General features: G+C 72.2%; 10 protein-coding genes and 2 tRNA genes. 4 read left to right on the forward strand and 8 right to left on the reverse strand.

Annotated elements, in window-relative coordinates:
• Positions 1-50: 50 nt before the first annotated feature.
• Together leuD and leuC are read right to left on the reverse strand one after the other, a co-directional pair.
• Entirely contained in the window at positions 51-650 is a 600-nt protein-coding gene (leuD, locus tag MTQ12_RS03150) for a 3-isopropylmalate dehydratase small subunit (protein WP_247423865.1), read from the reverse strand.
• A 27-nt stretch (positions 651-677) separates the two neighbouring features.
• On the reverse strand, positions 678-2,081 hold the full coding sequence (gene leuC / locus MTQ12_RS03155) for a 3-isopropylmalate dehydratase large subunit (RefSeq protein ID WP_247423867.1): 1,404 nt from the start codon (positions 2,079-2,081) through the stop codon (positions 678-680).
• A gap of 93 nt (positions 2,082-2,174) precedes the next feature.
• Here leuC and MTQ12_RS03160 point away from each other — a divergent pair, with 93 nt between their 5' ends.
• Positions 2,175-2,894 carry an IclR family transcriptional regulator gene (locus tag MTQ12_RS03160; RefSeq protein WP_137320177.1) on the forward strand — a complete coding sequence of 240 codons (720 nt, stop codon included), beginning with the start codon at positions 2,175-2,177 and terminating at the stop codon, positions 2,892-2,894.
• A gap of 189 nt (positions 2,895-3,083) precedes the next feature.
• Here MTQ12_RS03160 and MTQ12_RS03165 read toward each other — a convergent pair.
• Positions 3,084-3,156 (reverse strand) — tRNA-Glu (locus tag MTQ12_RS03165).
• Positions 3,157-3,178: 22 nt separating this feature from the next.
• Positions 3,179-3,250: transfer RNA gene (locus tag MTQ12_RS03170), tRNA-Gln, on the reverse strand.
• An 82-nt stretch (positions 3,251-3,332) separates the two neighbouring features.
• Between MTQ12_RS03170 and MTQ12_RS03175 the strand changes: the two genes are divergently transcribed.
• A complete protein-coding gene (locus MTQ12_RS03175) occupies positions 3,333-4,061 on the forward strand; it encodes an SDR family oxidoreductase (RefSeq protein ID WP_137320178.1) in 729 nt (242 codons plus the stop codon).
• Positions 4,062-4,173: 112 nt separating this feature from the next.
• On the opposite strand, the gene MTQ12_RS03180 is transcribed toward MTQ12_RS03175, so the two are convergent.
• The 4 genes from MTQ12_RS03180 to MTQ12_RS03195 form a co-directional block, all read right to left on the reverse strand.
• Positions 4,174-5,550 (reverse strand): NAD-dependent succinate-semialdehyde dehydrogenase, encoded by a 1,377-nt coding sequence (locus tag MTQ12_RS03180; protein ID WP_247423869.1) that lies wholly within the window; start codon positions 5,548-5,550, stop codon positions 4,174-4,176.
• 166 nt (positions 5,551-5,716) lie between these two features.
• Entirely contained in the window at positions 5,717-7,063 is a 1,347-nt protein-coding gene (locus MTQ12_RS03185) for an alpha/beta fold hydrolase (RefSeq protein ID WP_247423871.1), read from the reverse strand.
• Positions 7,060-8,532, reverse strand: coding sequence for a glutamate--tRNA ligase (gene gltX, locus MTQ12_RS03190; RefSeq protein WP_137320180.1), 1,473 nt, complete (start codon positions 8,530-8,532; stop codon positions 7,060-7,062). The genes MTQ12_RS03185 and gltX overlap by 4 nt, the downstream gene beginning before the upstream one ends.
• Before the next feature lie 79 nt (positions 8,533-8,611).
• On the reverse strand, positions 8,612-9,421 hold the full coding sequence (locus tag MTQ12_RS03195) for a fumarylacetoacetate hydrolase family protein (RefSeq protein WP_137320181.1): 810 nt from the start codon (positions 9,419-9,421) through the stop codon (positions 8,612-8,614).
• A gap of 72 nt (positions 9,422-9,493) precedes the next feature.
• Between MTQ12_RS03195 and MTQ12_RS03200 the strand changes: the two genes are divergently transcribed.
• Together MTQ12_RS03200 and MTQ12_RS03205 are read left to right on the forward strand one after the other, a co-directional pair.
• Complete coding sequence (locus tag MTQ12_RS03200; protein WP_247423873.1) at positions 9,494-12,208, forward strand: ATP-dependent helicase C-terminal domain-containing protein; 2,715 nt, start codon at positions 9,494-9,496, stop codon at positions 12,206-12,208.
• Positions 12,209-12,282: 74 nt separating this feature from the next.
• Positions 12,283-13,257 (forward strand): 3-methyladenine DNA glycosylase, encoded by a 975-nt coding sequence (locus MTQ12_RS03205; protein ID WP_247423875.1) that lies wholly within the window; start codon positions 12,283-12,285, stop codon positions 13,255-13,257.
• Position 13,258 lies beyond the last annotated feature (1 nt).

Consider the following 13,258-nt stretch of genomic DNA (forward strand, 5'->3'; position numbering starts at 1 on the left):
CGTGCTGCAGTGACCCTACGCATGCTAGCCGACGCGCGGGGCCGCACGGCTCAGGTGCGGGCCGGGAGCGTGGCGGGCTTGAAGGCGGGGCGCTCGGCCTCGAAGGCGGTGATGTCGGCCTCGTGCTGGAGGGTCAGACCGATGTCGTCGAGCCCCTCGAGGAGCCGCCAGCGGGTGTAGTCGTCGATCTGGAACGGCACGGTGAGGGTGTCGCAGGCGACCGTGCGGGCCTCGAGGTCGACGGTCACCTCGGCGCCGGGCTGGTTCTCGAGGATCTTCCAGATGAGCTCGATGTCCTCCTGCTCGAGCTGGGCGGCGACGAGTCCGCCCTTGCCGGAGTTGCCGCGGAAGATGTCGGCGAAGCGGGAGGACAGGACCGCGGCGAAGCCGTAGTCCTTGAGCGCCCAGACCGCGTGCTCGCGCGAGGAGCCGGTGCCGAAGTCCGCGCCCGCGACGAGCACCGAGCCGTTGCGGTAGGGCTCGTGGTTGAGGACGAAGTCGTCCTGCTTGCGCCAGCGGGCGAACAGGGCGTCCTCGAAGCCGGTGCGGGTGACGCGCTTGAGGTAGACGGCGGGGATGATCTGGTCGGTGTCGACGTTCGAGCGGCGCAGCGGCACGCCGACGCCGGTGTGGGAGGTGAATTTCTCCATGGGTGGCCCCTTTCGGTACGTGGCGCTTCAGTCGAGGTCGGCGGGCGAGGACAGGGTGCCGCGCACGGCGGTCGCGGCGGCGACGAGCGGGCTGACGAGGTGCGTGCGTCCGCCCTTGCCCTGGCGGCCCTCGAAGTTGCGGTTCGAGGTCGAGGCGCAGCGCTCCCCCTCCGACAGCTGGTCGGGGTTCATGCCCAGGCACATCGAGCAGCCGGCGAACCGCCACTCGGCGCCGAAGTCCTTGAAGACCTGGTCGAGGCCCTCCGCCTCGGCCTGGAGGCGCACCCGAGCGGAGCCGGGGACCACCATCATGCGGACCTCGGGGTTCTTCGTTCGTCCGCGGATCACCTCGGCCGCCCCGCGCAGGTCCTCGATCCGGCTGTTCGTGCAGGAGCCGAGGAACACGGTGTCGACCGCGATCTCGCGCAGCGGGGTGCCCGGCGCCAGACCCATGTACGTCAGCGCGTTCTGCGCCGCCGACTTCTCGTTCTCGTCGCCGATCGACTCCGGGTCCGGCACGGACCCGCTGAGCGGCAGGCCCTGGCCGGGATTGGTGCCCCAGGTGACGTAGGGCTCGATGTCGGCGGCCTCGAGGACCACCTCGGCGTCGAACTGCGCGTCGTCGTCGGTGCGCAGCGTCTTCCAGTACTCGACGGCGGCGTCCCAGTCCGCGCCCTGCGGCGCGTGGGGGCGGCCCCGGAGGTAGTCGAAGGTCGTCTGGTCGGGGGCGATCAGGCCGGCGCGGGCACCCGCCTCGATCGACATGTTGCAGATCGTCATGCGGGCATCCATCGAGAGCTTCTCGATGGCCTCGCCGCGGTACTCGAGCACGTAGCCCTGGCCGCCGCCGGTGCCGATCTTCGCGATGATCGCGAGGATGATGTCCTTCGAGGTCGACCCTTGCGGGAGCTCCCCGTTCACGGTGATCGACATCGTCCTGAAGGGCTTGAGGCTGAGCGTCTGGGTGGCGAGCACGTGCTCGACCTCGGAGGTGCCGATGCCCATCGCGATCGCACCGAACGCGCCGTGGGTGGAGGTGTGGGAGTCGCCGCACACCACGGTCATGCCCGGCTGGGTCAGGCCCAGCTGCGGTCCCACGACGTGGACGATGCCCTGCTCGGCGTCGCCGAGCGAGTGGAGCCGGATGCCGAACTCCTCCGCGTTCTTCCGCAGGGTCTCGATCTGGGTGCGGGAGGTGAGGTCGGCGATCGGCTTGTCGATGTCGACCGTCGGGGTGTTGTGGTCCTCGGTGGCGATCGTGAGGTCGGGACGCCGCACCGGGCGCCCGGCCAGCCGGAGGCCCTCGAAGGCCTGCGGGCTCGTGACCTCGTGGACGAGGTGCAGATCGATGTAGATGAGATCGGGTGCGCCGTCCGCGCCGGCCTTGACCACGTGGTCGCCCCAGACCTTCTCGGCCAGAGTCCTGCCCATGACTGCCTCCTTCGAATGAGTCCTATGGATCCTAGACGCGCGTTCTGCATGGCGGACTTGCATCTCGATCTATGAGACGGCAGAATACTGCGCATGACCACACAGAACGGCAGCGGCGTGGGTGTCATCGACAAGACCGCGCTCGTCCTCTCCGCGCTCGAGGCGGGACCGGCCTCCTTGGCCGAGCTCGTCACCCTCACCGGGCTCGCCCGACCGACCGCCCACCGCCTCGCGGTGGCCCTCGAGTTCCATCGCTTCGTCGGCCGTGACATGCAGGGCCGGTTCACCCTCGGACCCCGGCTGTCCGAGCTGTCCTCGGCCGCCGGCGAGGACCGCCTGCTCGCCGCCGCCGGACCGGTGCTCAACCAGCTCCGCGACCGCACCGGGGAGAGCGCCCAGCTGTTCCGCCGCCAGGGCGACCTGCGCCTGTGCGTCGCCGCCGCCGAGCGCCCGGTCGGTCTGCGCGATTCGGTGCCGATCGGGGCGACGCTGAGCATGCGCGCCGGGTCCGCCGCCCAGGTGCTCCTCGCATGGGAGGAGCCGGACCGCCTCCACACCGGGCTGCGCGGGGCGCGGTTCTCCGCGACGATCCTGTCCGGCGTGCGCCGCCGCGGCTGGGCGCAGAGCATCGCCGAGCGCGAGCGGGGCGTGGCCTCGGTGTCCGCACCCGTGCGCGGGCCGAGCAACCTCGTCGTCGCCGCGGTGTCGATCTCCGGTCCCGTCGATCGCCTCACCCGCCAGCCCGGCCGGCTCCATGCGCAGGCGGTGCTCGAGGCCGCGAAGGCCCTCACCGACGCCCTCAACCGCGCCTGACGAAAGAGCAATTTCCGAAGGTTCCTGAGAGCGGATCCGCACGATTTCGCATGTTCAGCACGGCCTACTGACCGAGTTCTGCTGACCTTGCGAAGAATCGCGGATCGGCTCTCAGGAACCTTCGCATTCTGATGTTTCGGGGATGACGAAGGCCCGGAGGATCTCATGATCCTCCGGGCCTTCCGTGTGTACCCCCGAGCAGGTTCGAACTGCCGTTTCCGCCTTGAGAGGGCGGCGTCCTAGGCCACTAGACGACGGGGGCCTGATACTCCGAGTTCGGAGCGCTGGGATACCAGGACTCGAACCTAGACTAAGTGAACCAGAATCACTCGTGCTGCCAATTACACCATATCCCACTGCGATTCGACCGCCTTGCGATCTCATCGGCAACGAGAGATTACTCTACACACCTCGGCACCCCCGTGCAAAACTGAGAGCATGGATCTCTCACTCGCGAACTCCGCGTACATCGTCACCGGCGGCACCTCCGGATTGGGCCTGGCGACCGCCCAGGCCTTGATTTCCGAGGGTGCGCGCGTCCTCGTGTCCTCCCGCAACCAGGAGAAGGTCGACGCCGCGGTCGCCGAACTCGGTGACGGAAGTCACGGAATCGCACTCGACAACGCCTCGCCCGAGGCACCCGCGACCCTGTTCCGCACCGCGGCCGAGGCCTTCCCCGACTCCCCCGTGCGCGGACTCATGATCTCCGTCGGCGGCCCGAAGAAGGGCCGCTTCTTCGAGACCACGGAGGACGACTGGCGCGCTGCTCTCGATTCGGTGCTGCTCGGCACACTGCGCCTGGCCCGGTATGCCGGGGAGCACCTCGGGCCCGGGTCCGCGATCGGCATGGTGCTGTCGTCATCGGTGTGGACCCCGGTGCCCGACATCGCGATCTCCAACGGCCTGCGCCCGGGCCTGGGCATGATGGTCAAGACGCTGTCCGACGAGCTCGGACCGCGCGACATCCGGGTGGTCGGTGTGGCCCCCGGCATCATCCGCACCCCGCGGGTGGGCAGCGCCGAGGTGCCCACAGACCACATCCCGCTGCGCCGCCTGGGCACGCCCGAGGAGTTCGGCCGGGTCGCCGCGTTCCTCCTCTCCCCCGCCGCCGCCTATGTCACCGGCAGCGTCATCCCCGTCGACGGCGGGATGATCCGAGCCCTGTGACGGCCGCGGCCCGCTGAGCGGCACGGGAGGTGGATGACCGCGCCCGTGGATGCCGACGGCGCGGCCGGGGCGTCCCCGACCGCGCCGTGCGCAGCTCCTCAGCTCCGTCGACTCACTCCTCGCCGACCCAGTAGAGGCGCTTGTTGACGAACTCGTCCATGCCCACGGGCCCGAGCTCACGGCCGAACCCGGAGCGCTTGACCCCGCCGAAGGGCACGTTGGCGCCCTCGGCCGCGGTCGTGTTGACCTTGGCCATACCGACCTCGAGGCCGGCGCCGACCTTCTTGGCCCGCTCGGGATCACGGCTGAACACGGTGCCGCCGAGCCCGAACTGCGAGTCGTTCGCGAGCTCGAGCGCCTCCTCGTCGCTCGTCACCTTGTAGACCGTGGCGACGGGGCCGAAGAACTCCTCGTAGTACACGTCCGAGCCGCGCGGGATGTCGGTGACGACGGCCGGGGACACGTAGGCGCCGAAGTCCGACAGCTCGCCGCCCACGCGGATCTGCGCGCCGGAGTCCTTGGCCCGGGACAGCTGCTCGGCGAGGCGCTCAGCGGCCCCGCGGGACGACAGCGGCTGGTAGACCGTGGCGTCCTCGGCGGTGAAATCGCCCGGGTTCGCGGCCTGCGCGAGCTTCTCGAGCTCGGCGACGAACTCGTCGTAGATGTCGTCCATGACGATCAGCCGCTTGTTGGAGTCGCAGGCCTGACCGGTGTTGTACATCCGCAGACCCCACGCGGTCTCCGCGGCGGCCTTGACGTCGTCGGTGTCGAGCACGATGTACGGGTCGGAGCCGCCGAGCTCGAGCACGGCCTTCTTGAGGTGCTGGCCCGCGAGCGCACCGACGACCGCGCCTGCCCGCTCGGACCCGGTGAGCGACACTCCGGCCACCCTCCGGTCGCCGATGAGCGCGGCGATCTGGTCGTGGCTGGCGTAGATGTTCGTGTACACACCGGCAGGCACCCCGGCGTCGTCCATGATCTGTTGGATCGCAGCCGCCGACCGCGGGCAGATCTCCGCGTGCTTGAGGAGGATGGCGTTGCCGAGCATGAGGTTCGGTGCGGCGAAGCGCGCCACCTGGTAGTACGGGAAGTTCCACGGCATGATACCGAGCAGGACGCCCACGGGCAGCCGCTCGAGCACCGCGGAGGCGCGGTCGACGTCGAGGGTGGTCTCCTGGGAGAACTTCTCCCCGTTGTCGGCGAAGTACTGGAAGATCTCGTTGCAGTACTCGGCCTCCTCGACGCCCTCGGTGAGGCGCTTGCCCATCTCTTCGCCGATGATCCGGCCGAGCTCGTCCTTGCGCTCGTCGAACAGTGCGGCGACCTTGCTGACGATCTGGGCGCGCTCGGCGATCGGGCGCTGCGCCCATTCCCGCTGTGCGGCGTCTGCGGTGCTCAGCACGTCCTCGAGCTGGGCGTCGGTGGCGGTGTCGAAGGTCTCGACGACATCGCCGGTGGCGGGATTCTCCACGCGGTATCCGGTGCTCATTCCATTCTCCCCTTCATTGGGGAGACTCCCGACTCCGGGAGCTCCCCGATCGGTGTCCGCGGCGGAGCCTCCGCCGCGTGCAGTGGTTCTGCTCCCACCGTACGACGCGGGACTGAACGGCGCATGTGCTCGGCGTGACAATCTCATCCCCACCGCGCACGGCGTCTCACACCTCGTCGCGGACCATCCGGATGAGCCGGTCGAGCACCGCCGGGCCCGAGGCGCGCAGCCCGTTGTGCTCGTACTCGTTCGTCACCCAGGTGCGCAGCCCGGGCACGAGCTCTGCGGTGGCGAGCGAGAGCTCGCGCGGCACGTAGGCGTCGTCGAAGTAGACGGCGGCCGCCGCCGGGACCGAGGTGCGGGCGAGTGCGGCCGGGTCCCACAGCTCCGGCCAGTCCCGGGCGGCGAGTGCGTGCGCGGTGGACTGCCACGCCTGCAGCGGCCCGGTGGTGAAGTGCTCCGGCAGGATGTGCTCCCCGGAGAGCAGGGTGGGCTCCGCGGCGGCTGATGCGGGCATCGTCCGGGCCGCTGCCCAGTCGGTGCGATGGCCGCTGGCCCAGCAGCTCTCGTGGAGCACGGCGTAGAGGGGATTGCGAGCGCCGAACGGGAGCGCGGCGAGCAGGTCGGCGCGGAAGGCTGCGGTGTCGATGTCGTGGTCGAGGAGCGCGAGGAGCCGCTCGACCCCGCCCGAGGCGCCGAGCAGGTGCCCGAGCGAGCGCACGTGGGCAGGCCCGGCGAGCGTGCCGTCCGGCAGGCTGATGCCGGCGCCTGCGGCGCGGGCGGCGAGTGCCGCGAGTCGTTCGCCGGCGTGCGGGTAGCGCTGGGTGAAGGCCTGGGATCTCGCGCTCATGGTCGCCCAGGTCCGAGCATAGACGTCCGCCGGTGCGGGCTGCGGTGCGCCCGGGGCGCCGACGGCGGGCAGTCCGCCGGTGAAGAACGCCTCGGCGACGCCGTCCGGGTGGGCGGACAGGTAGCGCAGCGTGCAGAACCCGCCGAAGGACTGGCCGAGCACGCTCCACTGCGGGGCGCCGAGCGCACGGCGCAGGATCTCCGCATCCTCGACGATCGCATCGGCCCGGTAGTGGGCGAGGTGGTCGGCGAGCGCCTGGGCCGCGCGGTCGGTCTGCGGCGGCGCGGCGAGCTCCGCGGGCACGCCGGTGACCCGCCCGTCGACGATCCCGACCGGGGTCGAGCGCCCGGTGCCGCGCTGGTCGAGGAGGACGACGCGGTAGTCCTCGAGTGCACGCGGCAGCCAGGCCGGGTCGGTGCGGGTGGGACGGAACGCCTCGGCCCCGGGACCGCCCTGGAGGTAGAGGAGATAGGGCTTCTGCGCCCCGGGCTCGGCGGAGCCGGGCCGGCCGACAACCCGGGCGAACACCTCGAGCGTGCCCGGGGTGGAACCGGCGTGGTCGTGGGGCACACTGACCGTGTGCTCCTCGAGCTCGAGGCCCGGCAGCCGCGCGGTGCGGATCCGATGCCCGTCCGGCGCGCCGCCGCCTGCCGCCTGGGTCACTGCGCGAGGTGCGCGGCGAGCGCCCGCAGGCGGGTGAGCGAGGAGTCCTTGCCGAGGATCTCCATCGACTCGAACAGCGGCGGGGACACGCGGCGACCGGACACGGCGACGCGCAGCGGCCCGAACGCCAGCCGGGGCTTGATCCCGAGCTCGTCGACGAGCTTCGCGGTGAGCGCGTCCTGGATCGCCGCGGTCGTCCAGTCGTCGAGCGGCTCGAGCACCTCGAGGGACGCGGCGAGCACCTGCGGCGCGGTGTCCTTGAGCGTTTTGAGCCCGTCCTCGGTGAGTTCGAGCTCGGCGTCGGACACGAAGAGGAACCGCAGCAGGTCCGGGGCCTCGCCGAGCAGATTCATGCGGGTCTGGACGAGCGGGGCCGCGGCGGCGAGGATCTCGCGTTCGCGTGCGTCCGGCTCGCCGGAGAGCACGCCGGCGTCCTGCAGGTAGGGGATGAGGCGCGCGGTGAAGTCGGCCTCGTCGAGGAGCCGGATGTGGTCGGCGTTGATCGCGGTGGCCTTCTTGACGTCGAAGCGCGCGGGGTTCGGGTTGACGTCGTGGATGTCGAAGGCGGAGACGAACTCCTCGACGGAGAACACGTCGCGGTCCGGGCCGATCGACCAGCCGAGCAGCGCGAGGTAGTTGATGAGCCCCTCGCGGATGAATCCGTTGTCGCGGTGGAGGAAGAGGTTCGACTCCGGGTCGCGCTTCGACAGCTTCTTGTTGCCCTGGCCCATGACGTAGGGCAGGTGGCCGTACTCAGGCGTCTGCTCCGCGATGCCGATCGCCTTGAGCGCCTCGAACAGGACGAGCTGGCGCGGGGTGGAGGACAGGAGGTCCTCGCCGCGGAGCACGTGGGTGATGCCCATGAGGGCGTCGTCCACGGGGTTGACGAGGGTGTAGAGCGGCTGCCCGTTGGCGCGCACGACGACGAAGTCCGGCACGGTGCCGGCCTTGAAGGTGATCTCCCCGCGCACGAGGTCGGTCCAGGTGATGTCCTCGTCCGGCATCCGCACGCGGAGCACCGGCTCGCGGCCCTCGGCACGGAAGGCGGCCTTCTGCTCCTCGGTGAGGTCGCGGTCGAAGCCGTCGTACCCGAGCTTGGAGTCGCGCCCGGCGGCCCGATGGCGCGCCTCGACCTCCTCGTTCGTGGAGAAGGACTCGTAGAGGTGACCGCCGGCGGTGAGCTTCTCGATGACGTCTGCGTAGATGTCACCGCGCTGCGACTGCCGGTAGGGGCCGTGCGGCCCGCCGACGTCGATGCCCTCGTCCCAGTCGAGGCCGAGCCAGCGCATCGCCTCGAGAACCTGGCCGAAGCTCTCCTCGGAATCGCGGGCGGCGTCGGTGTCCTCGATGCGGAACACGAAGGTGCCGCCGGTGTGCCGGGCGTAGGCCCAGTTGAACAGGGCGGTGCGCACCATCCCGACGTGCGGGGTGCCGGTGGGCGATGGGCAGAAGCGGACTCTGACGCTCAATGGGGTTCCTTTTCGATCGACAGGTGCGGTGGGGGCGGCGCGCACCGGGTGGGTGCGGGTGCCGGGCGGGGCGCCGGGTTCAGGCGTCCATGACGGGGTTGGAGAGCAGGCCGAGGCCGTCGATCGCGATGTCGACGCGGTTGCCGGCGACGATCTCCCCGACGCCGGCAGGTGTGCCGGTGAGGATGACGTCGCCGGGCAGCAGGGTGATCGTCTCGCTCAGGTGCTCGATGAGGGTGGGGATGTCGAAGATGTAGTCGTTCGTGTTCCCGTCCTGTTTGAGCTCGCCGTCGACCCAGGAGCGGATGCGCACGCCTTCGGGGTCCATGTCGGTCTCGATCCACGGACCGAGCGGCGCGGAGGTGTCGAAGCCCTTGGCCCTGGACCACTGCTTGTCCGTCTTCTGGATGTCACGCAGGGTGACGTCGTTGCCGGCGGTGTAGCCGAGCACGTGGTCGTAGGCCTTCTCCGCCGGGACCCGCTTGGCGACACGGGAGATCACCACGGCGAGCTCGGCCTCGTAGGACACGTGCTCGCTGATCGCCGGCAGCCGGATCGGGTCGCCGGGGCCCGCCACGGCGGTGTTCGGCTTGAAGAAGGTCAGCGGCGACACCGGCACCTCGTTGCCGAGCTCCTTGGCGTGGTCGGCGAAGTTGCGGCCCACGCCGATGACCTTGGAGCGCGGGATGATCGGGGCGAGCAGCCGGACGTCGTCGTAGGCCAGCCGGGTGCCGGTCGACTGGGCGGGGCTGAAGAAGGGGTCCGAGTCGAGGACCGCGATCTGCAGGCCCGAGGTGTCGAGCGTTCCGTCGGAGTCGACCTCGGGCAGGTCGCCCTCGACGACTCCGTAGGCGGGTGCGTCCTCATGGATGAATCGTGCGATGCGCATGGGGTCAGTCTACGCAGGGGGACGGACACGGGGCGGATCGGCCGTGTCCGCGGTGGGTGCGAGGATGGTTCCGTGCCGCTCTTCGACCTCGATGCCCTGTCCGCCGGCCTCCCGGCGGCCGCCGTCCTGCCCCGGCTCGCCGAACTCGCCGCGGCCGGTCCGGTGCGCGCGGTGATCGAGGCCCCGCCGGGCACCGGCAAGACGACGCTCGTGCCGCCGGCCCTCGCCACCGCGCTCGCAGATGCCGCCGGCACCGGGCCCGAGGCGCCCGCCGCCTCCGCTGGGGGTGCCGGTCGGGTCGTCGTCGCCCAGCCGCGGCGGGTGGCCGCCCGCTCCGCCGCCCGGCGCCTGGCGTCGCTCACCGGCACACGCCTCGGCGAGGAGGTGGGCCACACGGTCCGTGGGGACCGATCGGTCTCCCGGCGCACGCGCGTGGAGTTCGTCACCTACGGCGTCCTCGTGCGCCGTCTGCTCGGCGATCCCGAGCTCGCCGACACCGCCGCGGTCGTGCTCGACGAGATCCACGAGCGGCACCTCGACGCCGACCTCGCCTTCGGGATGCTCCGCGAGCTCGTCGAGCTCCGCGAGGACCTCTCCCTCGTCGTCATGTCCGCCACGCTCGAGGCCGGACGCTGGGCCGAGCTGCTCGGTGAGGACGGCGACGCCGGGGCGTCCGCCGCGCCGGCCCCGGTCCTCACCGCCCGCGCGGACATCCACCCGCTCGAGGTCCGGTGGGCCCCGGCGGCCCGGCGAGCGCTCGATGCGCGCGGGATCCACCCGGACTTCCTCGCCCACGTCGCCCGGCAGACCGCCGCGGCTGCCGCCGAACCCGATTCCGGGGACGTCCTCGTGTTCCTCCCGGGCCTGCGCGAGATCGACCGCGTCATCGGGCTGCTCAGGAGCGCGCTCCCCGCCGGCGCCGAGGTGTTCGCGCTGTCCGGCGGCACCCCGCCGGGCGAGCAGGACCGCATCCTGTCCCCCGCCGCAGCGGGCCGTTCGAATGAGCGCGCCCCGGGTGGGGCCGGGTCTGGGGAGACCGGGCGCGGCCCGCGCGTCATCGTCGCGACCGCAGTCGCCGAGTCCTCCCTCACCGTGCCAGGGGTGCGCACCGTCGTCGACGCCGGGCTGTCCCGGCAGCCGCGCCTCGACACCGTGCGCGGGATGAGCGGGCTCGTCACCGTGCGGGAGTCGAAGGCCGCGGGCACCCAGCGCGCCGGCCGCGCCGCCCGCGAGGGCCCGGGCCGGGTCATCCGGTGCATGGCGGAATCCGAGTGGGCCGGCCTGCCGGCGGACACCCCGCCGGAGGTCCGCACCGCCGATCTCACCTCCGCCATGCTCGACCTCGCCTGCTGGGGCGCACCGGGCGGGGACGGGCTGCGACTGCCCGACCCGCTGCCGGACCGGGCGCGGGCGGCGGCCGAGGAGACCCTCATCGGGCTCGGTGCGCTCGACGACTCCAGGCGAGCGACCGCGGCGGGGCGCCGGCTCGCTCGGATCCCGGCCGATCCCCGGCTCGCCCGCGGCCTCCTCGCCGGGTCGCAGATCGTCGGAGCACGCCGGGCTGCCGAGGTCGTCGCCGCCCTCGGTCTCGAGCTGCGGGCTCCGGGCGGTGACCTGCCGGCTCTGCTCCGATCGCTGCGCCGTGATCGCGACCGCGCCTGGTCCACCGAGGTCGACCGGTTCGAGCGGATGGCGCGGCGCGGTCCGCCCGGAGGCGCCGAGGACGCGACGGGTGCAGACCCGGCTGCGGGGGCCGGCGGCGGGTTCGCGGTCGACATTCCGCCCGGGCTCGTCGAGATCCTGTCCCCGGACACGGCCGTCGGCCTCGTCGCCGCGCTCGCCCGCCCGGACCGGATCGCCCGGGAGCGGTCCGATGCCCCGGGGGAGTACCTCTTCGCCTCGGGCACGGGGGCGGTGCTCCCCCGCGACTCGCGGCTGACCGGCAGCGCGTGGCTCGCCGTCGCCGAGGTCGGACTCGCCGGTGAGCGTGCGCTCATCCGGGCCGCGGTGCCGATCACCCGGGAGATCGCCGAGTTCGCCGCATCCGGCATGCGGCGCACGGCGGAGGACGCCCGCTTCCACGAGGGGCGCATCCGGGCCCGGCGGGTCGAGCGCCTCGGCGCGATCGAGCTGTCCTCGACCCCGGTGAAGCCGACGTCCGCATCCGAGGAGCTCGCCCTCGCCGCCGCGGTGGCTGAGCAGGGACCCGGAGTGCTCGCTCCGAGCGCAGGGTTCGCGGCATTGCGCCGGCGCCTCGGCCTCCTCCATGCCGCCCTCGGGGAACCGTGGCCGGATGTGCAGTGGGAGGCGCTGCTCGGCCGGTTCGCCGGGCGGCTGCGCGAGCGCGCGCCGGTGGGCTGGCTGCAGGAGATCCTGCCGTGGCCCGAGGCGGCCCGGCTCGATGAGCTCGTGCCCGAGCGCGTCACGGTGCCGAGCGGGCGCGCCGTACGGCTGGACTACCCGGAGCCGGAGGCGCATGACGACGGGAACGCGGGCGACGGAGTCGTGGTCGACGCGTCCGGGATCGTGCCGCCGGTGCTCGCGGTCAAGCTCCAGGAGTGCTTCGGCTGGGCGACCGGCCCGGAGGTGTGCGGTGTGCCCGTCGTCCTCCACCTGCTGTCGCCGGCGGGCCGGCCGCTCGCGGTGACGAGCGACCTCGCCTCGTTCTGGGACGGTGCCTACGCCCACGTCCGGGCGGAGAACCGGAACCGCTACGCGAAGCACCCGTGGCCTCAGGATCCGTGGAACGCCCCACCTGCCCGCGGCACGAAGCGCAGCGGGAGGTAGGGGCGCCGGGAGACCTGGTCACGCACCGATCCCGCGTTTGTCCGGGACCCGGCGCGCGCTGGACAATGGGGGTCATGACCGCGTCCACCGCTCCCGCCTCGGCCCGCAGCCCGGAGACCGCCGTCGAGGTCCCCGTGCTCACCGCAGCGAGCTGGCATGCGCTGCGCGCCGCGCACGAGGCGACCGTCGGCGAACGCACCGCGGCGCACCTCGCCCGGCGCTCCCGCGGGGAGACCCACCCGGTCGAGGACTTCCTCTTCACCTACTACCCCTTCAAGCCCGGCAAGCTCGCCCGCTGGCAGCCCGGCGCGCGGCGCGCGGTCGAGATCGCCACGGATGAGGACCGGGCGGCCTTCGACCGGCGCTGGTTCCGGATCGAGGAGGCCCCCGCCGGCGCCTCGACCCGGTCCTCCCCCGCCGGTGCCGGTGCGGTGGCGTTCGTCGACCTCCCCGCGTGGCGCACCGAGCGCGGCGACGGGGCGCGATTCATCGCAGGCCTCCTCCACTCGACCCTCGGACGCGAGGCGACGCTCGGGTGCTTCGGGCTCCACGAATGGGCGATGGTCTACCGCCAGTCCCCCGGCGAGCACCGCCACGATCAGGTCCCGCTGCGGCTCTCGCAGGCCGACACCGACGCCGTCGTCGAATCCCACCGCATCCGGTGCAGCCACTTCGATGCCTTCCGGTTCTTCACGCCGGCCGCCGTGCCGCGCAACACCTTGCAGCCCACCCGCGCCGGCATGCGGGCGAACGAGCAGCCCGGCTGCCTCCACGCCGGCATGGACCTCTACAAGTGGGCGATGAAGCTCGAGCCGATCGTCGCCTCGGAGACGGTGCTCGAAGCCTTCGACCTCGCCTGCGCGATCCGTCGCCTCGACATGGAGGCCTCCCCCTACGACCTCCGCGCCTGGGGGTACACGCCGGTGCGGATCGAGACGGCCGCCGGCAAGGCGGAGTACATGCGCCGGCAGGAGGCGTTCAGCCATCGCGCCCAGGACATCCGCCGCACCCTGCTGGCCGAGCTCGCCGCCGCGGGCATCACCGTCTGAG

This window comes from Brevibacterium sp. R8603A2, from assembly GCF_023072605.1.
GTDB lineage: Bacteria > Actinomycetota > Actinomycetes > Actinomycetales > Brevibacteriaceae > Brevibacterium > Brevibacterium pityocampae.

Coding starts and splice junctions, on each gene's coding strand:
- leuD (WP_247423865.1), bottom strand. CDS start 650: ATGGAGAAATTCACCTCCCACACCGGCGTCGGCGTGCCGCTGCGCCGC.
- leuC (WP_247423867.1), bottom strand. CDS start 2,081: ATGGGCAGGACTCTGGCCGAGAAGGTCTGGGGCGACCACGTGGTCAAG.
- MTQ12_RS03160 (WP_137320177.1), top strand. CDS start 2,175: ATGACCACACAGAACGGCAGCGGCGTGGGTGTCATCGACAAGACCGCG.
- MTQ12_RS03175 (WP_137320178.1), top strand. CDS start 3,333: ATGGATCTCTCACTCGCGAACTCCGCGTACATCGTCACCGGCGGCACC.
- MTQ12_RS03180 (WP_247423869.1), bottom strand. CDS start 5,550: ATGAGCACCGGATACCGCGTGGAGAATCCCGCCACCGGCGATGTCGTC.
- MTQ12_RS03195 (WP_137320181.1), bottom strand. CDS start 9,421: ATGCGCATCGCACGATTCATCCATGAGGACGCACCCGCCTACGGAGTC.
- MTQ12_RS03205 (WP_247423875.1), top strand. CDS start 12,283: ATGACCGCGTCCACCGCTCCCGCCTCGGCCCGCAGCCCGGAGACCGCC.